This window comes from Streptomyces sp. NPDC093071 (genome assembly GCF_044754545.1).
Taxonomy (GTDB): Bacteria; Actinomycetota; Actinomycetes; order Streptomycetales; family Streptomycetaceae; genus Streptomyces.
Genome location: NZ_JBIVPH010000001.1, coordinates 580,808 through 600,106, shown reverse-complemented (window position 1 = coordinate 600,106; position 19,299 = coordinate 580,808). Strand labels below are relative to the sequence as shown.

Below are 19,299 nucleotides of genomic sequence, written 5' to 3'. Positions count from 1 at the left end.
GGGCGCCCGTCGCTGACCCGTCCCGTACGACTGCCTCGACCCGCACCCCGACGGGCGTGGCCCCTGCGGATGCGACGGCGGTGGCTTGCGAGAGGACTCGAGAGGTACTCCAAGGCACCTGTACAGATCGATGGCGGACGGGTGGTCGAGCACGTCAGACAGCTCCCGGAAGGCGGGTGATCTTGGTCGTGAGCCCGTCTGCCAGGAGCTTTCTTCATGCACCCGTCGGGAACGTCGATCCAGCCACCCGTCGGGTTCGCCGAGGTTCAGTGTCCGGCTTCTGCAGAAGATCTTCGTAGCCGCAAACGGGGACGGCTCGGTAACCGGCCTCCCGGACCGCTTCCAGAACCGTTGCCGTGTCCGACACGACAGCGGTTGCCGAGGCGTCGCGACGAGGTTGGCACACGAGGAGCGAGTGCCAGTCGAGGAACTCCGCGTCAGCGCCAGTGCCAGTGCCTTCGTAGTCGTTGTGCTCCCACTTCACCTCGACGCATCCGTACGAGAGTGAGCGATCCGGTCCGAGCGACACGTTCAGTACCGCTGCCAGCCGCTCCATCAACCGATCACGGCTGGGAGCGGCGACGTAGATCTGGCACTCAAGGTCTGCGTTTGCCCCGGTCGGCCCGAACGTACTGTCCTCCATGAGTGGATCCTCCCAGGCCGGCGGTCCCTGCGTAACCTGTTGCCGCCTCGACAGCGCCACCTGCGGGGGAGTGTCGACTTGAAGCGCGACGTGAAGTCGGAAAGGGCTCACTGAGCCGTTTCCAACCTGGCGGTGTCGGCAGCTTGTTGGACGGACCTGCGGAACGTCGAAGCTCCTGGTAGACGGGTTCTCGACCAAGATTACCCGCAGCCACCAGGAGCCTCGCGTGCTTGTCTACCCGTCGTCGATTGACCTGTCCAGTCGCACCCTGCGGCACCTGGCCGGACGACTCGTTGTGCGGCGAGGGGAGATCGGGACCCGGTGACGGCGCCTGACCGCCGGCCGTCAGGCTCTCCTCGCCCTGGCCCATCTGCGGTGCGGTGACACTTACGCCCAGCTGGCCGCCGGGTTCGGTATCGGCATCGCGACCGCGTACCGCTACATACGCGAAGCCGTCGACGTGCTGGCCGCGCTCGCGCCCACCCTGGCCGAGGCGATGCGCGTCGCGCGGACCAAGGCGTTCGTGATCCTGGACGGCACCCTGCTGCCGATCGACCGGATCGCCGCGGACACCCCGTACTACTCGGGCAAGCACAAACGCCACGGCATGAACGTCCAGGTCCTCACCGACCCCTTCGGCCGCCTACTGTGGGTCTCACCCGCGCTTCCCGGATCCACCCACGACCTGACCGCCGCCCGCACCCACGGTATCGTCGACGCACTCCACGACGCCGACCTCAAGTGCTGGGCCGACAAGGCATACCAAGGCGCCGGTAGGTCCATCCGGGTGCCCTTCCGCGGCCGCCGGCTCAAGCGGTGGCAGCGCCGGCACAACAGCACGCACGCCAAGATCCGCTGCCTCGGCGAGCAGGCCATGGCCACCCTCAAGGGCTGGCGCCTCCTACGGAAGCTCCGCTGCAGCACCAACCGCATCACAGAGATCGTCCAGACCATCCTCGTCCTTCACCACGCATCAGCGTGAGGTTGGAAAAGGCTCACTGAATTGGCACGTTCGGCAAGGTGATCTGCTGCACCAATCGCAGCCGTCCACTTGACTTGGCCTGGGCGACCTGAAAAACGAGAAGATTGCATCCATCGCTACCCATGCGCAGCGTCGCTGTGCATGGGTGGGCTTAGGCTCTCGTGAGCAGAGGGATTAGCCCTCCTCTGCGACTCGGGTGGTCTCGCCGTCAGGCGCTCTTGCTCCGCGGATGGGACCCGCTCTCCTCGGTGGGCGAGACCGCCTGTTTCGGCAAGGGGATGACCATCTTCATGCGCGGCTCCTTGCCGAAGAAGGCCCGGTACTTCTCTGCCGTGCCGATTTCCTTGACGATCCGCTTCACCCAGGCCGGCGTATAGGCGTAGCTCTTGAACGCTTCGTTGTAGACGCAGTACCTGGCGTCAGTGCTGTACGGATCGGCGGCGCCGGCGGTGGGCCGTACGCCGAGCCGTCGCCACATCTCGGTGTGCTCAGGCTGAATGTGGAACTCAAAGGGTACCTGCGCTTCGACTTGACGAGCGACTTGCTTCGGCAACAGCTTGTCCTTGTCCGCCACCTCGACATGCCGGTCCTTGATGATGACCATGCCCTTGCGTCCGGCCTCGACCATGACCTTCCGCTCCTCTTCGGTCAACTCGTCAAGTTTGACAAAGTCAATCGCGAGATCGGCCTCCGTTTTCGAGCCGACGATGGGGACGAGTCGGACGCGGTAGTCGTACCGGAGGTCGTCCAGTACGGCCTGGTCGATGTCCGCTTCGAACTTCGCCACCACGTCGCGAGTGTGCTTCGGGAGCTTCTTCGCCGCTTCCTGGAGTTGCTTGCGCCCCTCAGCGGTGAGTGCTTGGAGAGAGATCGGGAAGCGGAGTCGATCGGCGAGGCTGTACTTGGAGCCGAAGAAGGCCACCATCTCTTGCTCGTAGTTCATGACGAGCGCCTGAGCCTTGCCGCCGGTGACGATCTTCAGGTTGTGTTCGTACCGGTGTTCTACCTTGTTACGGAGCGCGACGAAGAGCTCGGCATTCAGTCGGACGATGTCGCGGGCGTTGGGATAGCGCATCTTCAAGCACCACTCCAGATCCCAGGCCTTCGGCTCACCGTCGATCAGCTTGTATCGGCCGGTCTTGGAATCCTTGTAGTGATAGTCGATCTTGTCCTTGCGGAACTCTGCGTGAAGCAGGTAGTGCCACGCCTTGTGCATGTGGGTGAGGAAGTCGGAGTAGTTGCCGTCTGAGCAGTTCCATTCATCAACTGCCTTGAGGGCGTGGCGCTGCGACTCCATGACGATGTGGTGCCAGCGGGCATGTGCCATGTCGTACATCCTTCTCGTTCGACAGAAGGATCACATTCGTGGGTACCCCTGGACAAGCAGTATTCACATAGGTTTCCACTGGCTGCTTCCATGTCCGGGAGTCCGGCCGCTGACCGGCGTAGCATCCGTACGATCCATGGCTACTGAGGTTGAACTCGTGATGTCGTGGGGTTGCTCAGGCGGGCCTGATGGTCATGCCGGTCTCGGCGAGGCAGCCGTCGACGAGCGGCTGGTGGGCGGAAACCAAGCCAGGCCCGCCGGCAGATCAGGACGTCGTCTTCCCTCCGATCTTGGCAGCGCGAACCACCCTCGGCGCCCGCGCGCCGCGCAGAAACGATCTCGTCACAGGGTTTGTAGGCGGATCGGCAGGTGCAAGACAGTTATGGACGTACCCGACGGCTGAACACGCTGCCGGGGCTTGTAGATGGGGGGCGTTGCACATGCGCGTACAGATAGTGAACGTCGGCGCTGAGCCGGGCAGAACCGATGCTGTCTTGGTCGGGCGGCTTACCGAGTCCTTCGGAGAGTGGCTGGCCAGGGACCGTGCAGTAGCTGCGAATGCAAAGGTCCGAGCGGTGAGGCCGGATCCAGTCAAGGGAGCGATGTCCGGCGACTTCGTCGAATGGCTCAACCTCGTCGTGTCAGGAAGCTTCTCCACTGCTGCCCTCGTCTACGCCCACCGCACGTTCCGAGCCTCGCTGCCACCCCGGGTCCGGCAGGGTGTCCGTATGGTCGTCGAATGCAACGGTGCTCGGATCGAGGTGGAGCACGGTACCGATGAAGATGCCATCCGCATCGCCCTCGCGCTGACCGGTTCATCGCCCGAGCAGTCCACGCCCGCTGACCCGGCTCCGGCTCCGGGCGTCTCCCCCGCAGCAGATGCCGGTCGCTGACCCGGGCGCGAGCCGCGCCGTCCTCGTCGGTATCGGTACCTACACCTCCCCGGATTTGGAACAGCTGCCAGCGGCCGAGGAGGGCGCGGTCCGGCTCGGCTCCTTGCTGTGCGATACAGCCGTCTGGGGACTGGCCGACACCAGCGTCACCGTCCTGGACTCGAAATCCTCGGAGACCGCCGTCCTCAAATCCGTGCGCGATGCGGCGGCCGACGCCACGGACGCCCTGGTTGTCTACTTTGCGGGCCACGGACTACTGGACCGGGCCGGGAAGCTGCACCTTGCCTTCCCGATGGCCGACGCCGACCATCCGCAGATCGGCACCATTCCGTACGTCACCATCCGGGAGGTCGTGCAACACGCCGGGCGGCACCTGCGCTCCTGGGTGATCATCCTGGACTGCTGTTACAGCGGTGCCGCGGGTATGGGGACCATCGGCACCCCCACGCGCGCGGAACTGGCCACCGCGATCGAGGAATCCGCGTCGTCAGACCCAGCGCGGGCCGCAGAAAAGGACGAGACAGAATCTGACGACGACTACGACTACGGAAGCTGCGTGCTGACCTCGACTTCGGCTGTGCAAAGGTCTTTCGTTGCCGAAGGCGCCAATTATCCCGAGTTCACCGCAGAACTCATCGATATTCTCCACCGGGGCATCAGCGGACGTGGTGCGACGCTGAGTTTGGCCGACACCTGGCAGACCATCAAGAAGCGCATGCGTATGCGCGGGAGCCCCGAGCCGCACCTGTTCCCGCACAACGGTGTGGACCACAGGTTCCAGTGGCACAACCGCGCTCACAACATGCCTCAGCGAAAAAGCGAGCCGATCGTCGTGGCGCCTCGACAGCGGCCAGCACCGCCCCTGGAGGAGCCAAATACCCGCGCCAGACGTATCCTGACGGACCTTCCCACGGACGTGGTCACGAGAGGGCAGGCGATCAAACCTCGGGTCGCCGCGAAGGCGCGCGCGCTGTTCCATATACCGGAGTCCGAGTCGCTGATTGCGGTAGGAAGAGCGGAAGCGCATGGACAGTTCTCCGTCGGGAAGCGGCTGCTGGTCTTCACGGAGACCATGTTCTACGTGTCTGACGGCTCTGCCATGTTCGGCTGCCCCTACGCCGAACTGTCGGCGGTCGAAATTGCCGTCAGATCCACGTACAACGCTGGCTTTCCGGAGTGGTACGTGGATCTGACCTTCCGAGGAAACAAAGTCGGATACGGACCTTGGGGGGAAAAACGCGCGGAGCTGGTACGGTTCGCCCTCTCTCGGCTCACTACCGAACTTGATTGAGTGATGTCGGGACAGTTTGCCTGACAGCAGTCTGGCTGCTCCGGTAAGTCCTGGGTCGTGAGATACGTGCAGGGTGGTGGGCTGACCGACGCCGAGAGGGCCGCGCGGGAGCGAATCCGGTTGCAGACTGTCGTCCGCTTTGAGGTCGGTGAGAAGAACCGAGAGGTCACCGCTGCGCTGCGGGTGAGCGAGCGGTCGGTGGAACGGTGGCGCCGGGCCTGGCACGAGCACGGCCAGGCTGGCGTCCTGTCGCAGGGTTCTCCGGGGCGTTCGCGGCTCAGCGAAACACAGATCGCCAGGCTGGAGCGGGAGTTGGAGCGTGGCCCGCTGGTCCATGGCTGGACGGACCAACGGTGGACGCTGGCGCGGATCAAGACGTTGATCGGCCGGCTCTTCCACGTCTCCTACACCGTCGAGGGCACATGGCGGCTGCTGAAGCGCCACGGCTGGAGCTGGCAGCAGCCGGCCCGACGCGCCATCGAGCGGGACGACGACGCGGCCGAGGTGTGGAAGAAGGAGACCTGGCCGCGGGTAAGAGGACCGCGGCGGAGCGCGGTGCCTGGATCGTCTTTGAGGACGAGGCCGGACAGTCGATGACTCCGCCGCGTGCCAGGACCTGGGGCCGGATCGGACAGACCCCGGTCGTGAGGGTACGGGGCTGGGGCTCCGGGTGAGTGTCAATGGCGGGCATGGCCTGCTTCAAGCCGGGCCGGCGATCCCGACTCATCTATGCAATCCGCGAGTACCGGGGCCGCAAGGACGAGCCGAAGGGCTTCGGCTGGCGCGACTTCCGCGACTTGGTCGTCCGCGCCCGGATCCAGCTCGGGGGCCCGATCGTGCTGGTCTGGGACAACGTCCGCCTCCACCTGACTGCCGGGATGAAGCAGTTCATTGCGGCGAACGCCGAATGGCTGACCGTGTTCCAACTCCCGGCCTACGCTCCTGACCTCAATCCGACCAAGGGCATCTGGGCGCTGGTGAAGCGCGACCTGGGCAACCTGGCCGCCACGGACCTCGGCGAGATCACCAGGGCCGTGAAACGTCGGCTCAAGAAGATCCAGTACCGCCCTGACCTCGTCGACGGGTGCATCGCTGCCACTGGCCTGAGCCTGGACGGCTGACCGAATACGGGGACAGGTCCCGCATCACTCGTCCCAGTCCGCGTAGTCCCCCATCTGCACGTCATCACAGAACGTCTCCCAGAACCCGTTCGCCACCAGAGCGGTCTCGTCGATGCCGGAGACGAGATCGCGCAGCTCTTCCGCCACCCCATCGCACCTCTCCTCGTCGTCCACCGCGTAGAACGGGAAGCGTGCGATCACGGCCTCAACGCATCGGCTGAAGGAGTCGAGGTCTCTGTTCACGTGACTGGCCGTCGCTGACTCGATCGTGGGAACCTCCACCACGCGACCACTGGCCACATCGACGCCGATGCGACCGAACAGGCCACTCGTCGCAATGACGACCAGCCCCCGCTCGCCGATCCCCCCGAGGTACACCGGCTCGCTCAGCAGCCGGTACTCGTATCCGATCAACCCGACTGGGATGCCGGTGTCCCGGAGGTTGACAGCGATCCGGCTGGGCACCTCGGGTGGCACCTCGACGCGGGTCAAGACGAACTCGGGCTTCGGCAACTGCGGCAGGGGCTGGCTCACAGGAGGATCCTCTCCCGACGGGCTGCCCGGCAACACCCATGGACCCGCCAGACGGACGACTCATGCCGAGCGTCCAGCCCCGACATCACGCATTCAAGTTCAGTAGTACTCCAGCCGTAAATCGTGATCATGTTGGCCCGCGTCTGCTCGGTTGCAGTGGTTTGCTTGGGAGCGTTCCCGGTGGGAGTGGCTGTGCCGCTGATTGTCGGGGCGGCCGGAGTCTGTTCGGAGGGGTGCAGGGTGACGGGGGCGGTTTCGAGCCTGTCGGCGGCAACGCCGGCCGATGTGATGCGGGCGCGGGCCGAGACGGAGGTGAATCTGCCGGCTCCGCTGGTGGCGCTGTGGAGCGTGAGGGACGGCCTTCTCGCCGAGTCCGGTGTCGCCGTGTACTCGGCGATAGACATCGGTGAACGCAACGCCACGTACGAAGTCGCGCAGTATGCACCGGGTTTCCTCCTCGTCGGTGATGACAGCGGCGGCCGCGGATTCCTCCTGCGTGCCGATGACCCGGACTCCGCCGTGTTCTCCTCCGGGCTGGGCGATCTGGACCCTGCGGACTTCGACGTCGTGTCCGCGGACTTCACGTCCTGGATCGAATCGCTTGGTCCTGCTCCTTGCTGTTGACGAAGGACACCCTCGGGTTGCTCACGGCGTGGGCTGGACGGGGCCGATCGTGTTGGTGGATCTTGTTCGGACATGGGTACGGCCACCGCTGATCATCGGTGTGTGAAGACTGAAGACCATGCGGTGGCCGCGGGTCACAGCGCAGACCCTGCCTGTTGGCAGGAAGCGTTCGGGGTCCTGATGGGCCGGATAGCGGGCCGGTTCGCTCGGGTCGAGCCCCGGCGCCGGGTGAGGGCCTTGGTGCGGGGGCTGCCGTCGGACCTGCCACGCAAGAACTGCTGGTCGGTCGCCGATTGGGCCGGGGAGGCCACTCCGGACGGCATGCGGCACCTGCTCGGCCGGGCCCGGTGGGATGCCGGCCAGGTGCGCGACGATGTGCGTGAGTACGTACTGGAGCATCTGCGCGACGAGGATGCGGTGCTGGTGGTCGACGAGACAGGCGACGTGAGAAAGGGCATCCACACCGTCGGGGTCCAGCGCCAGTACACCGGCACCGCCGGGAGGATCGAGAACGCGCAGGTCGCCGTCTACCTCGTCTACGCGCGCTCCCGGGGACACGCGGCGGTGGACCGTGAGCTGTGCATCCCGCGCTCATGGACCTCGGATCCGGCCCGCTGTCGGGCCGCGGGCCTGAACGAGGACACCGTCTTCGCGACCGAGCCAGAGCCGGCCGCCCGCATGACCGTCCGGTTCCTCGCCGCCGGGCACCGCGTGGGCTGGGCCACGAGCGACGAGGTCTACGGCGGCAACCCGAAACTGCGGTCCGCGCTGGAAGAGCGCCAGGCCTGCTACGTGCTCGCCGTCGCCTGCTCGGCCGAAGTCGCCACCGCTGCGGGGAGGTTCCGTGCGGATGCCCTGGCCGCGAAGGTGCCCAGGCGGGCCTGGTAGAAGCTGTCCGCGGGGGCCGGCGCCAAGGGGCACCGTTTCTACGACTGGGCCGTCATCGACCTGGCCGGAGCCCGGCCCGGCAGCCACCGGCTGTCGATCCGCCGCAACCGCACCACCGGCGAACTGGCCTACTACCGCTGCTTCTCATCCGCCCCGGCGCCCCTGGCCACGCCGGTGCGCGTCGCCGGGTCAAGACGGCGGGTGGAAGAGACCTTCCAGTCCGGACAGGGCCTGGCCGGACTGGACGAACACCAGGTCCGCCGCTACGCCTCCTGGTCCCGCCGGGTCACCCTGGCCATGCTCGCTCACGCCTTCCTCGCCGTCGTCCGCGCCGACGAACACGCCCGCCATCCCGTCCCGGACGAGCTGATCCCGCTCACCTGCGACGAGATCCAGCGACTGTTCACGGCACTGGTTGTCCAGCCCGTGCACGGTGCGGCCCACCGGCTCGCCCGGTCCACTTGGCGACGCCGCCACCAGGCCCGACCCCGGACCGGCCACTACCACCGACAAACCGCGAACCAGACATGAAGATCACGATCTACGGCTGGAGTGCCAGCCACCCCTGCGCGACCGCTCCACATAATCTGGCCACATGCCCTACACCCCCGGTCCGTACCTCGCCCTCGGCCCCCGCGTGGGTCTGCGGCCCTTCTCGCTCGCCGATGCCGGTGAGTTCACCGCCCGGGCCCGGGAGAGCCGGGAGCTGCACCGGCCCTGGTTGTTTCCGCCGTGTACGGAGGAGGCGTACGCCGGTTACGCGGGGGCGCTCATCGGGGACCCGGCGCGTGCCGGGTTCCTGGTGTGCGAGCGGGAGGAGGGCGGCCGGATCGCCGGGTTCGTCAACATCAACAACATCGTCCTCGGCGCCTTCCGCAGCGGGGCCCTCGGGTACGGCGCCTTCGCGCACGCCGCCGGGCGGGGGCTGCTCACCGAGGCCCTGGGTCTGGTCATGGCGTACGCCTTCGGGCCCCTGGAACTGCACCGGCTGGAGGCGAACGTCCAGCCCGGGAACGTCGCCTCCCGCGCCCTCGTCCGTCGCGCGGGCTTCCGCCTGGAGGGCTTCTCGCCCGCGATGCTGTTCATCGACGGCGCCTGGCGCGACCACGAGCGCTGGGCGGTCACGGCCCCGGAACCCGGGGCGTGACCGCGCGACGGCCTCAGCGCTTGCGGTTGATCTTCATCGTGTCGAGGTCCGTCACGGTCGAGCGCAGCCCCGCGTACCCGTGGCCCAGCTCCCCGAGCGCCCGCTCCACCCGGTCCTCCGCGAGCGCGCCCGCCATCTCCTCGCCGTCCTCGGCGTCGGAGACGACGACCAGCCGGTACGAGAAGTGCTTCAGCGTCCGGTCGTAGGCCAGCGAACCCTCCTCCGTGAACCGCATCGCCGTCATCCCGTGCTCGTCGACCTCGGCGAGCAGCCGGGACCGGCTCTCCTCCGACAGACCGTCGAACGTGCCGCGCACGATGACCCGGTAGGTGTGCTGCGTGCCCATTCCTCGTACTCCCTGTGCCACGGGTGCCGCTGTTCCCCGGCCCGCCACGGCGGCGCGCCGACCCGTCACCGTACGACGCCGGGCCCCCGCGCCGCCCGGAATATCCGGCCGCCCCGCCCGGCGGCCCCCGCCGTAGGCCGAGGCCGGGAACCCCTGGTCAGGACGGAACCCACCGTGTTCCATGGGGCGATGACGACCGTACGACGTGCCGTACTGACGCTGCCCGCCGCCCCGCTGGGACCGGACAACCCCCTTCCCGCCCTGCGCGCCCCCGCCCGCGCCGGGGCGCACGCCGTCGACGCGCGGACCCTCGCCGGGCTCCCGCGCGACATGGCCCGGGGCATCGGCCGGGCGCCGCTGCGCAGCCTCCTGCCCGTCCCCCTGCGCGACGGCTACGGCCGCGACCGCGTCCCCACGGACCTCGACACGATCGTGATCGAGAACGACCGGCTCCGGGCGACCGTCCTGCCCGGCCTCGGCGGCCGGATCCACTCCCTCCACCACAAGCCCACCGGCCGCGAGCTCGTCCACCGCAACCCCGTCCTCCAGCCCGCCGCCTTCGCGCTCAACGGCGCCTGGTTCGCCGGCGGCGTCGAGTGGAACATCGGCGCCACCGGCCACACCGCCCTCTCCTGCTCGCCCCTCCACGCGGCGACCGTCCGCGCGCCCGACGGCGGCCCGATGCTCCGGCTGTGGGAGTGGGAGCGGCTGCGCGACCTGCCGTTCCAGGTCGACCTGTGGCTCCCCGAGGACTCCGACTTCCTGTACGTCGGCGTCCGGATCCGCAACCCCCACGAGCGCCCCGCGCCCGTCTACTGGTGGTCCAACACCGCCGTCCCCGAGGACCGGCGGATCCTCGCGCCCGCCGACGCGGCCTGGCACCACGGCTACGAACGCGGCCTGGACCGGGTGCCCGTGCCCGCCGACGACACCGGCACCGACCGCACGTACCCGCTGAACAGCGGCCACGCCGCCGACTGGTTCTACGACCTCCCGGACGGGCGGCGGCGCTGGATCGCCGCCCTCGCCGCGGACGGCACCGGGCTCGTCCAGACCTCCACCGACGCCCTGCGCGGCCGCAAGCTCTTCGTCTGGGGCACCGGACGCGGCGGCCGCCGCTGGCAGGAGTGGCTGACCGAACCCGGCGCCCCCGGCTACGCCGAGATGCAGGCCGGGCTCGCCCGCACCCAGCTGGAGCACCTGGAGCTGCCGGGCGAGGCGGAGTTCAGTTGGCTGGAGGCGTACGGGCCGCTGGCCGCCGATCCCGCCGCCGCGCTCGGCGACGACTGGACGGCGGCCCGTACGGACGTCGAACGGGCCCTGGACGCCGCCCTGCCCCGTACCGCCGTCGACGCCGCGTACACCGCCTGGCGGGAGCGCGCCGCCGACGCCGCGCCGGAGACGGTCCTCGCGGCCGGCTCCGGCTGGGGCGCCCTCGAAGTCCTGCGCGGGGGGTACGAGCTGCCCGGTACGCCCTTCCCGGAGTCGACGCTCGGACCGGAGCAGGAACCGTGGCGCGCACTCCTGCGCACCGGCGTCCTGCCGCCCCCGGCGAAGGGCGCCGGGCCCGGCGCGCCGCTCGTCTCCGCCCCCTGGCGGGACATGCTGGAGACCGCCCCGGCCGACCCCTCCACCGAGTACCACCTCGGCATCGCCCAGTGGCACGCCGGGGACCGCGCCCAGGCGGTACGGAGCTGGGAGCGGGGGCTGCGCGGGGCCGACGCGTCCTGGCCGCTGCTGTACTGCCTGGCGGTGGCCGACCGGGAGGAGGGGCACCCGGAGCGGGCCGCCGAGCGGTTCGCGGAGGCCTTCGCGGACCACGCGGGCCACGACGGCTCCGCCGGGGGAGGGGCGGTGGCCGCCGCCCTCGGCCGCGAGGCCGTGACGGCGCTGCTCGCCACCGGCCGGGCCGACCGGGCCCGGCAGGTGTGGGCGCGGCTTCCGGAGGAGGTGCGGGGGAGGGGCGCGTTCCGGCTCCTGGAGGCGCGGATCCTCCTCGCGGAGGGGCGGCCGGACGCGGCCCGCGCCGTCTTCGACGAGGGCTTCGAGGTGGCGGACCTGGGCGAGGGCGCCGAGACGCTCGGCGAGCTCTGGGCGCGGCTCACCGACGAACCCCTGCCGGACGCCTACGAGTTCCGGATGCGCCCGGGCCCGTGAGGGGCGGTCACGGCACCCGGCACAGGATCTCGCCGTGCGGCACCATGAACCAGGCGTCCTCCCGCCCGCCCCACTCCCGCCAGGCCTCCGCGATCGCCGCCAGCTCCCCGGCGGTCGCGTGGCCGCCGGAGACGGCCAGGTCGGCGTAGCCGGAGGCGGTCGTGCGGTCCGCCCACAGGCCGCTCCACCAGGCCCGCTCCTCGGGGGTGGCGAAGCACCAGGTGCCGGCGGTCGTCGTGACGTCGGTGAAACCCGCCCGCCGGGCCCAGGAGAACAGGCGCCGGCCCGCGTCCGGTTCGCCGCCGTTGGCGCGCGCGACCCGGTGGTACAGCTCCAGCCACCCGTCCAGGACGGGTGCTTCGGGGAACCAGGCGAAGGCCCCGTAGTCGCTGTCCCGGGCGGCGACGATCCCGCCGGGGCGGCACACCCGCCGCATCTCGCGCAGCGCCCGCACCGGGTCCCCGACGTGCTGGAGCACCTGGTGGGCGTGGACGACGTCGAAGGAGTCGTCGGGGAAGTCCAGGGCGTGGACGTCGGCCACGGCGAACCGGACGTTCTCCAGGCCGCGCCCGTCCGCGACGGCGCGGGCCTTCGCGAGGACGTCCTCCGCCGCGTCGACCCCGGTCACCCGGCCCGGCGCGACCAGCGCGGCCAGGTCGGCCGTGATGGTGCCGGGCCCGCAGCCGACGTCCAGGACGTCCAGCCCCGACCGCAGCTCGGGCAGCAGATAGGCCGCGGAGTTGGCGGCGGTCCGCCAGCTGTGCGAGCGCAGGACCGACTCGTGGTGGCCGTGGGTGTAGACGGCGGTCTCGTGGGCCGCGGGCGGTGTGGAGGCGTGCGTCATCGAACCGACTCCCTCGGTGTGGGCGGATACCTCCACGGTATGCGCCCCGGCCGCATGATGAGACCTGCGTCTTGACATGTGGACCATGCCTCAGCCCGACAGGTCCTTTCGGTATCGGAGTTCCTCCAGGACCCGGCCGCCCGTCTCCTCCCGTACGGCCGCGCCGTCCGCCCGCCAGCCCGCCGCCTCGTAGAACCTCCGGGCCCGCTCGTTCCCCGCGAACACCCACAGCGCCGCCGAGCGGAAGCCGGCCGCCACGAGCGCCCCGGTGGTCGCGGACAGGAGCGCCCGCCCCACCCCCGTGCCCCAGGCCTCCGGCAGGGCGTACAGCGCGGCCAGTTCGGCCGTGGGAGCGGGGGCGAACCCCTCGCCCGGCCACGGGCGGAAGCAGGAGAAGGCGACCGGCCGGCCGTCCCCGTCCCGCCCCGGTTCCGTCGCGAGCAGCACGGTGGGCCGGTCCGGCGCCGTGAGGCGGGCGCGCCAGGTGGCGGCGCGCTCCTCCACGTCCAGGGCCGCCAGGTACGGGCCGGGGAGCAGATCGCGGTAGGCGGCCCGCCAGGACAGGACGTGCACGGCGGCGAGGGCGGCCGCGTCCGCGGGGTGCGCTTCACGTATCGACATGCCGCATTCTGCGCCGGGCCCCGCCCCGGCCACCTCGCATTTTCCGGTCGGCACGGCGCCTCGACCTCGCGTCTGCCAGGCCTCCACCGGGCTTCCATGACAGGCGTATGAACGGGCCGTACGAAGGTGTTCCGTGCCCCTAGGATCGGCGCGCCGCCGTCCGGTCGCCCCCCTGTGCCGTCCCGTCGAGGAGACCCGTGCCGTACTCGCCCGTGCCCGCCCGACGCTCCCTGCTGAAGCTGCTCGCCGCGAGTCCGGCGGTGTCCGCCCTCGGCGGGCTCGCCGCCGCAGACCCCGCGCACGCGGCGTCCACCACCGCCCTCGCGCGGGCGGCGGTCGCGGCCGGGCCCACCGCGCCCGGGATCGTCAAGGCGCTCCCCGCCGAGCACTTCACCGTCCGGGGCACCAACGCCGAGGCGCGGTTCGACGCCTTCGCGGACACCGGGTACCTCACCCCCGCCGACCGCTTCTTCGTCCGCAACCACACCTCCACCCCCGTCCTCGACGCCCGCGACTGGCGCCTGACGCTCTGGGGCGACGGACTCCACGGCCGCACCCCCGTCCACCTCACCTACGGGCAGCTCCGCGACCTGCCGTCCGTCACCCGGACGGCCCTCATCGAGTGCGCGGGCAACGGCCGCAGCCACTACACCAGCCAGCAGGGCGAGACCGTCAGCGGCACCGCCTGGACCCTGGGCGCCGTCGGGGCCGCCCGCTGGCGCGGCGTCCGCCTCGCCGACGTCCTCCGGCGCGCCGGGATCGCCCGCGACGCCGTCGCCGTCCAGCCGCGCGGCCTCGACGACCCGTACGTCTCCGGCGGCGTCGACTACGGCCGGGTGCGCCGCCCGCTGCCGATCGCCAAGGCCCTGGACGACGTGATCCTCGCGTACGAGATGAACGGCGAGCCCCTCCCGTACGACCACGGGTACCCGGTCCGGCTCGTCGTGCCCTCCTGGATCGGCATCGCCTCCATCAAGTGGCTCGGCGACATCGAGGTCTCCACCCGCCCGCTGGCCTCGCCCTGGTCCACCGACTGGTACCGGCTCTTCGGCGACGCCCACCCCGAGGGCGGCAGCGCCCCGCTCGGCCGCCAGACCCTCAAGTCCGGCTATCAGCTCCCCTCCGGCGCCACCCTGGAGGCGGGCAGGGTCCACCGGCTCACCGGCCGCGCCTGGTCCGCCCTCGCCCCCGTCCGGAAGGTCGAGGTCTCCGTCGACGGCGGCGCCCACTGGCGCCCCGCCCAGCTCCACGACGTCCCCCGGCGCGACGGCTGGGTCCGCTGGAGCGCCCCGTGGCGCCCGCACCGCCCCGGGCAGGTCACCCTGCTCTCCCGCACCACCGACGCCGCCGGGAACGTCCAGCCCGAGCGGACCGTCCACAACACCCAGGGCTACCTGTTCCACGCGGCCGTGCGCCACCCCGTCACCGTGGTCTGAGCCGCCCGGCCCCTCCCGGACCGCTCTCATAAGCGGCGGAAACGTCTGAAACTCCGTATAAAGGGCACGAGGGTGCCGTGCCCGGCGCCCCCGTGCGCTCAGGAGGTACGGGACATGCCGCAGAAGGCTCCGGAAGGGCGCGGCCCGGTGCGCTACGGCCCCCCGGCCCCCGACACCGGCCTGCCCGTCCCGCCCGTGCTCGCCGGCCTCCTCTCCGCCGCCGCCGGACGCGCCGCCCCCGAACCGCCCGGCGGCGGCCCCGTCCTGCGCGAGGCCGCCGCCGGCCACTGGTGGCGCTGGGGCCTGCGCACCCACCCCGAGGACGTGGCCGTCGCCCCCGGCGCCCCCGCCCTGCTCCTGGCCCTCATAGCCGCCCACGGCGGCGACCTCCTGCTGCCCCGCCCCTGCCCCGCCTGGTGGACCCCGCAGGCCCGGCTCCTCGGCCGCCCCGCGTACCACGTGCCCACCCCCGCCGAGTGCGGCGGCGTCCCCGACCCGTACGCCCTCCTGGAGACCGTCCGGCGGATCCGCGCCGAGGGCGGCGACCCCCGCGTCCTGCTGCTCTCCGTCGCCGACGACCCCACCGGCACCGTCGCCCCGCCCGAACTCCTCCGCGAGGCCTGCGAGGCCGCCGTCGCCGAGGGCCTCCACGTCGTCAGCGACGAGACCTGGCGCGACACCCTCCACGACCCGCACGGCACCGTGCTCGTCAGCCCCGCCGAGATGTGCCCCGACGACGTCACCGTCCTCGTCGACCTCGGCGGCGCGCTCACCCCCGCCGCCTGGCCCTGCGCCGTCGCCCGCTTCCCGCCCACCGACCCGGCCCGCGCCGACCGCTGGACCGACCCCCGGGCCCGCGTCCTCGACGTCCTCACCGTCCTCGACTCCGTCCTCCCCGGCCCCCTCGCCCCCGCCGTCGCCCACGCCCTCGACGAACCCGAGGACGTCACCGCGCAGGCCCGGCACGCGGCCGCCGTCCACGGACGCCTCGCCGCCGCCGCCCACCGCGCCGTCCTCGCCGCCGGAGCGCTCGCCCTGCCCCCGCAGGCCGGCCGCCACCTCTACGCCGACCTCGGACCGCTGCGGGCCGGTCTCGCCGCCCGGGGCGTCACCGACTCCCCGGAACTGGAGGGACTCCTCACCGAACGGCTCGGCGCCCCGGCGGCCGGCGGACACCGCTTCGGCGACGAACTCGGCGCACTGCGGGTCCGGTTCGGCACGCGCATGTTCCTGGGGACCACGGGGGAGGAGCGGACCGAGGCCCTCGGGGCCGAGGACCCCCTGGAGCTTCCCCGGGTGGTCCGGGCCCTCGCGGACTTCGGCGCGGCGCTGGAGGAACTCCGGTGACCCCGGCCGCCCGCCGACGCCCCACGAGCCCGCCATGAAGCGCCGAACGGAACGGAGCCCGCAGATGACCGAACGGACGGCAGCCGCCCCGTACGAAACCGACCGTGCCACGGTCCCCGCATCCCTCCTCCAGCCCGTCGGCCGGATCCGGCACGACTGGCCGCGCACCTTCGTCGACCGGCTGACCGCACCCCTCCCCGGCGTCCGGTCCATGGCCCGCTTCGCCCGCGAAGGAGCCGTGCGCCCCCGCCCCGAGGGACTCCGCGACGTCCCCCTGCTCCCCTTCGAGCCCGGCCCGCTCCCGCCCGCCGGACCCGACACCCTCGCCGTCACCTGGGCCGGGCACGCCAGCTGGGTGGTGCGGATCGGCGGCCTCACCGTCCTCACCGACCCGGTCTGGTCCCGCCGCATCCTCGGCACCCCCGCCCGGCTCACCCCCGTCGGCATCCGCTGGGAGGACCTGCCGCCCGTCGACGCCGTCGTCATCAGCCACAACCACTTCGACCACCTCGACGCCCCCACCCTGAAGCGGCTGCCCCGCGACACCCCCGTCTTCGTCCCGGCCGGCCTCGGCCGCTGGTTCACCCGCCGCCGGTTCAGCCGGGTCACCGAGCTCGACTGGTGGGAGGCGGCCGAACTCGACGGCGTCCGCTTCGACTTCGTCCCCGCCCACCACTGGTCCAAGCGCACCCTCACCGACACCTGTCGCTCCCTGTGGGGCGGCTGGGTGCTCACCGACCGCTCCGGACACCGCGTGTACTTCGCCGGGGACACCGGCTACGGCCACTGGTTCGCCGAGATCGGCCGCCGCCACCCCGGCATCGACCTGGCACTGCTCCCGATCGGCGCCTACGACCCGCGCTGGTGGCTCCGCGACGTCCACACCGACCCCGAGGAGGCCGTCCGGGCCCACCGCGACCTGGGGGCCCGGCGGATGGCGCCCATGCACTGGGCCACCTTCGTGCTCTCCTGCGAGCCCGTCCTCGAACCGCTCACCCGGGTCAGGGCCGCCTGGGAGAAGGCCGGACTGGCCCGCGAGGACCTGTGGGACCTGCCGATCGGCGGCTCACGGGTGCTCGTGCCGTGACCCGCCGGGCGCCTCGGAGGCCGCCGCCCCGGGGCGCGCCCCCCGCACCCGCCGCCACAGCGCCGGGACCGCGCTGAGGAGCACCGTCAGGCCCACCGCCGCCACGACCCCCTGCCACGGCTCCGGGAAGAGCGAACCGCCCAGGAGCCCGATCAGCTGGTACGTCGCCGCCCACGCCAGACAGGCCGCCATGTCCCCCCGGACGAAGCGGCGCAGCGGCATCTCCGCGAGCAGGCACGCCAGCATCACCGGGATCCGGCCCGCCGGCACGAGCCGGGACAGCACGAGCACCGACACCTGGTGCGCGTCGAGCCGCTCCCGCGCGTGTGCCAGCCGCTCCGGCGTGACCCGGTTCTCCAGCGCGGCCAGCCACCGCGAGCCCTTGTCGGAGTGCACTCCGCGCCGCCCCAGCCAGTAGAGCGCCGCGTCCCCGAGGCACGCGGCGAACGCCGACACCAGGAAGACGAAGAGCAGCGACAGCGGCGAGGTCTGGTGGAAGGCCACCACCGCCGCCGAGCTGACGATCGCGCCCGTCGGCACCACCGGCACCAGCGCGCCGAGCGCCACGAGCAGGAACAGCGAGGGGTAGCCGACCGCCTGCTGCGTGGACTCCGGCGGCAGCTCGCGCACCGCCGTGACGAACCGGGCGATCCCGTCGATCACCGGGCGACCTCCGGCCGCACCCGCTCGCCGTGCCCGAGCAGGTGCACCGCCACCTTCGGCGCCAGACGCGCCGCGTGCCGGACGAACTCGTCCCCCGGGGAGTGGAACTCGTGCGGCCGGACCCCGTCGAGCCCGATCGGCCAGTACGTGCCGTAGTGCACCGGCACCGCCGCCGCCGGGGACAGCTCCGCCAGCGCCTCGGCGGCCCGGCCCGCGTCCAGGTGGCCGGGCCCCAGGTACGGCCCCCAGCCGCCGACCGGAAGCAGCGCCACGTCCACCGGGCCCACCGCCTCCGCCATCCCGTCGAAGAGACCGGTGTCCCCGGCGAAGTACGTGCGCGCCTCGCCCTCGACGACGTACCCGAGCGCGGGCGCCCGGTGCGGTCCCACGGGCAGCCGCCGCCCGTCGTGCAGCGCCGGGACGGCCCGTACCGTCACGCCCCCCACCGCCACCGCGTCGCCCGCCTCGACCTCGGTGAGCCGCAGCCCGGCCCGCGCCAGCCTGCGCAGCCCCGGCACGGCGGCGGGCGCCCCGCGCGGCACCAGGAGCCGCGTCCCGGGCGCGAGGCGCGCGAGCGACGGCAGGTGCAGGTGGTCGGAGTGCAGGTGCGAGACGAGGACGGCGTCGGCCGTCGCGGCCTCGGGCGGCGGCGGGGCGCCCCGGCGGCGCCGCAGATGGGCGAGCCGCCGCGCGAACAGCGGATCGGTGAGGAAGCGGACCCCGGAGTCCTCGACCGTGCAGGTCGCGTGACCCCACCAGGTGACCTCCACCGCGTGCCGCCTTCCGTCCGTTCCGTGCCCCCGCACCCTCCGTACCCCCGTAACGAGGGTAGATGTCCCGGGCGGGCACCGGAGGATGTTCGCCCGCACCGTCCCGCAGTAGGGTCCCTCCATGGACGACGTTCGGGTGGCGGCGATCGCCAGCCTCACCCCGCTCGAAGAGCTCGAGAACGAACCCTTCCTCGTCGACACGCGCGGCCAGCACGCGGTGTGCGCCCGCTGGGCCGAGGACCGGGGATACGTGATCGCCCGCCAGCTGCTGTTCTACGGCATCCGGCCCGACCACGAGGCCCTGTGGGCGGACGTGGAGGCCGGCGCGGTCGACCTCTTCGTCGCGGCCAGCGAACGGGTCCTCGCCCGCGCCCTGACCTCCGTGACCGGCTTCCGCGCCGAGTGCGAGCGGCGCGGGGTGCGCCTGGAGACGGTCTGCCCCGACGAGCCGGTGTACGACACGGCCGCCAAGGCCGGGGTGCACCGGAGGCTCTCGATGCCCACCGCCGGGTACGACGGCTCCTGAGGGCTCCTCCCCTCCTCCCCCTCCCCGTCGCGGGCGTTGTGACACGCTGGGG

At 71.7% G+C, this 19,299-nt stretch carries 19 protein-coding genes and 2 pseudogenes; 13 read left to right on the top strand and 8 right to left on the bottom strand.

Annotation, left to right across the window (positions count from 1 at the left end; translation table 11 throughout):
• Positions 1–214: 214 nt before the first annotated feature.
• Positions 215–643, bottom strand: a complete 429-nt coding sequence (locus tag ACIQD7_RS02520; protein WP_402438745.1) for a hypothetical protein — start codon at positions 641–643, stop codon at positions 215–217.
• Between the two features lie 226 nt (positions 644–869).
• On the opposite strand from ACIQD7_RS02520, the pseudogene ACIQD7_RS02515 reads away from it, so the two are divergent.
• Positions 870–1,625: pseudogene (locus ACIQD7_RS02515) on the top strand (transposase family protein).
• Between the two features lie 208 nt (positions 1,626–1,833).
• Here the strand turns inward: ACIQD7_RS02515 and ACIQD7_RS02510 are convergent.
• A complete protein-coding gene (locus tag ACIQD7_RS02510) occupies positions 1,834–2,952 on the bottom strand; it encodes a DUF3644 domain-containing protein (protein WP_402438743.1) in 1,119 nt (372 codons plus the stop codon).
• 188 nt (positions 2,953–3,140) lie between these two features.
• Between ACIQD7_RS02510 and ACIQD7_RS02505 the strand changes: the two genes are divergently transcribed.
• From ACIQD7_RS02505 to ACIQD7_RS02490, 4 genes are all read left to right on the top strand, one after another.
• Entirely contained in the window at positions 3,141–3,845 is a 705-nt protein-coding gene (locus tag ACIQD7_RS02505) for a hypothetical protein (RefSeq protein WP_402438741.1), read from the top strand.
• On the top strand, positions 3,832–5,136 hold the full coding sequence (locus ACIQD7_RS02500) for a caspase family protein (protein ID WP_402438739.1): 1,305 nt from the start codon (positions 3,832–3,834) through the stop codon (positions 5,134–5,136). Before ACIQD7_RS02505 ends, ACIQD7_RS02500 begins: the two co-directional genes overlap by 14 nt.
• Before the next feature lie 57 nt (positions 5,137–5,193).
• On the top strand, positions 5,194–5,733 hold the full coding sequence (locus ACIQD7_RS02495; protein ID WP_402438738.1) for a winged helix-turn-helix domain-containing protein: 540 nt from the start codon (positions 5,194–5,196) through the stop codon (positions 5,731–5,733).
• Between the two features lie 92 nt (positions 5,734–5,825).
• The gene (locus ACIQD7_RS02490; protein ID WP_402438735.1) at positions 5,826–6,257 is read left to right on the top strand and encodes a transposase; all 432 of its coding nucleotides are present in this window, start codon (positions 5,826–5,828) and stop codon (positions 6,255–6,257) included.
• A 24-nt stretch (positions 6,258–6,281) separates the two neighbouring features.
• On the opposite strand, the gene ACIQD7_RS02485 is transcribed toward ACIQD7_RS02490, so the two are convergent.
• Positions 6,282–6,791: an SUKH-4 family immunity protein gene (locus ACIQD7_RS02485; protein ID WP_402438733.1), complete on the bottom strand. Its 510-nt coding sequence runs from the start codon at positions 6,789–6,791 to the stop codon at positions 6,282–6,284.
• Positions 6,792–6,983: 192 nt separating this feature from the next.
• Between ACIQD7_RS02485 and ACIQD7_RS02480 the strand changes: the two genes are divergently transcribed.
• The 3 genes and pseudogenes from ACIQD7_RS02480 (at position 6,984) to ACIQD7_RS02470 (ending at position 9,450) form a co-directional block, all read left to right on the top strand.
• A complete protein-coding gene (locus ACIQD7_RS02480) occupies positions 6,984–7,415 on the top strand; it encodes a hypothetical protein (protein ID WP_402438731.1) in 432 nt (143 codons plus the stop codon).
• 180 nt (positions 7,416–7,595) lie between these two features.
• Positions 7,596–8,834, top strand: a pseudogene (locus ACIQD7_RS02475) (IS701 family transposase).
• Positions 8,835–8,898: 64 nt separating this feature from the next.
• Positions 8,899–9,450 (top strand): GNAT family N-acetyltransferase, encoded by a 552-nt coding sequence (locus ACIQD7_RS02470; protein WP_402438729.1) that lies wholly within the window; start codon positions 8,899–8,901, stop codon positions 9,448–9,450.
• A gap of 13 nt (positions 9,451–9,463) precedes the next feature.
• Here ACIQD7_RS02470 and ACIQD7_RS02465 read toward each other — a convergent pair whose 3' ends face one another.
• A complete protein-coding gene (locus tag ACIQD7_RS02465; protein ID WP_121829094.1) occupies positions 9,464–9,796 on the bottom strand; it encodes a DUF6204 family protein in 333 nt (110 codons plus the stop codon).
• A 189-nt stretch (positions 9,797–9,985) separates the two neighbouring features.
• Between ACIQD7_RS02465 and ACIQD7_RS02460 the strand changes: the two genes are divergently transcribed.
• On the top strand, positions 9,986–11,953 hold the full coding sequence (locus ACIQD7_RS02460) for a DUF5107 domain-containing protein (RefSeq protein WP_402438727.1): 1,968 nt from the start codon (positions 9,986–9,988) through the stop codon (positions 11,951–11,953).
• Between the two features lie 7 nt (positions 11,954–11,960).
• Here the strand turns inward: ACIQD7_RS02460 and ACIQD7_RS02455 are convergent, their stop codons facing one another.
• The gene (locus tag ACIQD7_RS02455; protein WP_399759694.1) at positions 11,961–12,797 is read right to left on the bottom strand and encodes a methyltransferase domain-containing protein; all 837 of its coding nucleotides are present in this window, start codon (positions 12,795–12,797) and stop codon (positions 11,961–11,963) included.
• A 90-nt stretch (positions 12,798–12,887) separates the two neighbouring features.
• Complete coding sequence (locus ACIQD7_RS02450) at positions 12,888–13,418, bottom strand: GNAT family N-acetyltransferase (protein ID WP_402438725.1); 531 nt, start codon at positions 13,416–13,418, stop codon at positions 12,888–12,890.
• A 197-nt stretch (positions 13,419–13,615) separates the two neighbouring features.
• Here ACIQD7_RS02450 and ACIQD7_RS02445 point away from each other — a divergent pair, with 197 nt between their 5' ends.
• The 3 genes from ACIQD7_RS02445 to ACIQD7_RS02435 all read left to right on the top strand — a co-directional run bounded on the left by ACIQD7_RS02445 (position 13,616) and on the right by ACIQD7_RS02435 (position 17,288).
• Positions 13,616–14,854 (top strand): sulfite oxidase, encoded by a 1,239-nt coding sequence (locus ACIQD7_RS02445; protein WP_402438723.1) that lies wholly within the window; start codon positions 13,616–13,618, stop codon positions 14,852–14,854.
• Between the two features lie 114 nt (positions 14,855–14,968).
• Positions 14,969–16,201, top strand: a complete 1,233-nt coding sequence (locus ACIQD7_RS02440; protein ID WP_402438721.1) for an aminotransferase class I/II-fold pyridoxal phosphate-dependent enzyme — start codon at positions 14,969–14,971, stop codon at positions 16,199–16,201.
• A gap of 64 nt (positions 16,202–16,265) precedes the next feature.
• Positions 16,266–17,288 carry an MBL fold metallo-hydrolase gene (locus ACIQD7_RS02435; protein ID WP_237529530.1) on the top strand — a complete coding sequence of 341 codons (1,023 nt, stop codon included), beginning with the start codon at positions 16,266–16,268 and terminating at the stop codon, positions 17,286–17,288.
• Here ACIQD7_RS02435 and ACIQD7_RS02430 read toward each other — a convergent pair.
• Both ACIQD7_RS02430 and ACIQD7_RS02425 read right to left on the bottom strand, forming a co-directional pair.
• Positions 17,268–17,951, bottom strand: a complete 684-nt coding sequence (locus ACIQD7_RS02430) for a DedA family protein (protein WP_402438719.1) — start codon at positions 17,949–17,951, stop codon at positions 17,268–17,270. The two genes, ACIQD7_RS02435 and ACIQD7_RS02430, sit on opposite strands and share 21 nt — an antisense overlap.
• Complete coding sequence (locus ACIQD7_RS02425; protein WP_391052672.1) at positions 17,948–18,721, bottom strand: MBL fold metallo-hydrolase; 774 nt, start codon at positions 18,719–18,721, stop codon at positions 17,948–17,950. Before ACIQD7_RS02425 ends, ACIQD7_RS02430 begins: the two co-directional genes overlap by 4 nt.
• A 121-nt stretch (positions 18,722–18,842) precedes the next feature.
• Between ACIQD7_RS02425 and ACIQD7_RS02420 the strand changes: the two genes are divergently transcribed.
• Positions 18,843–19,247: a recombinase family protein gene (locus ACIQD7_RS02420; RefSeq protein ID WP_402438717.1), complete on the top strand. Its 405-nt coding sequence runs from the start codon at positions 18,843–18,845 to the stop codon at positions 19,245–19,247.
• Positions 19,248–19,299: the final 52 nt, after the last annotated feature.

Excerpts from the sequence above, each read along its gene's own strand:
- ACIQD7_RS02440 (WP_402438721.1), top strand. The coding sequence starts at position 14,969 with ATGCCGCAGAAGGCTCCGGAAGGGCGCGGCCCGGTGCGCTACGGCCCC.
- ACIQD7_RS02450 (WP_402438725.1), bottom strand. The coding sequence starts at position 13,418 with ATGTCGATACGTGAAGCGCACCCCGCGGACGCGGCCGCCCTCGCCGCC.
- ACIQD7_RS02500 (WP_402438739.1), top strand. The coding sequence starts at position 3,832 with ATGCCGGTCGCTGACCCGGGCGCGAGCCGCGCCGTCCTCGTCGGTATC.
- ACIQD7_RS02510 (WP_402438743.1), bottom strand. The coding sequence starts at position 2,952 with ATGGCACATGCCCGCTGGCACCACATCGTCATGGAGTCGCAGCGCCAC.
- ACIQD7_RS02520 (WP_402438745.1), bottom strand. The coding sequence starts at position 643 with ATGGAGGACAGTACGTTCGGGCCGACCGGGGCAAACGCAGACCTTGAG.
- ACIQD7_RS02465 (WP_121829094.1), bottom strand. The coding sequence starts at position 9,796 with ATGGGCACGCAGCACACCTACCGGGTCATCGTGCGCGGCACGTTCGAC.
- ACIQD7_RS02490 (WP_402438735.1), top strand. The coding sequence starts at position 5,826 with ATGGCCTGCTTCAAGCCGGGCCGGCGATCCCGACTCATCTATGCAATC.
- ACIQD7_RS02470 (WP_402438729.1), top strand. The coding sequence starts at position 8,899 with ATGCCCTACACCCCCGGTCCGTACCTCGCCCTCGGCCCCCGCGTGGGT.
- ACIQD7_RS02505 (WP_402438741.1), top strand. The coding sequence starts at position 3,141 with ATGGTCATGCCGGTCTCGGCGAGGCAGCCGTCGACGAGCGGCTGGTGG.
- ACIQD7_RS02460 (WP_402438727.1), top strand. The coding sequence starts at position 9,986 with ATGACGACCGTACGACGTGCCGTACTGACGCTGCCCGCCGCCCCGCTG.
- ACIQD7_RS02435 (WP_237529530.1), top strand. The coding sequence starts at position 16,266 with ATGACCGAACGGACGGCAGCCGCCCCGTACGAAACCGACCGTGCCACG.
- ACIQD7_RS02455 (WP_399759694.1), bottom strand. The coding sequence starts at position 12,797 with ATGACGCACGCCTCCACACCGCCCGCGGCCCACGAGACCGCCGTCTAC.
- ACIQD7_RS02420 (WP_402438717.1), top strand. The coding sequence starts at position 18,843 with ATGGACGACGTTCGGGTGGCGGCGATCGCCAGCCTCACCCCGCTCGAA.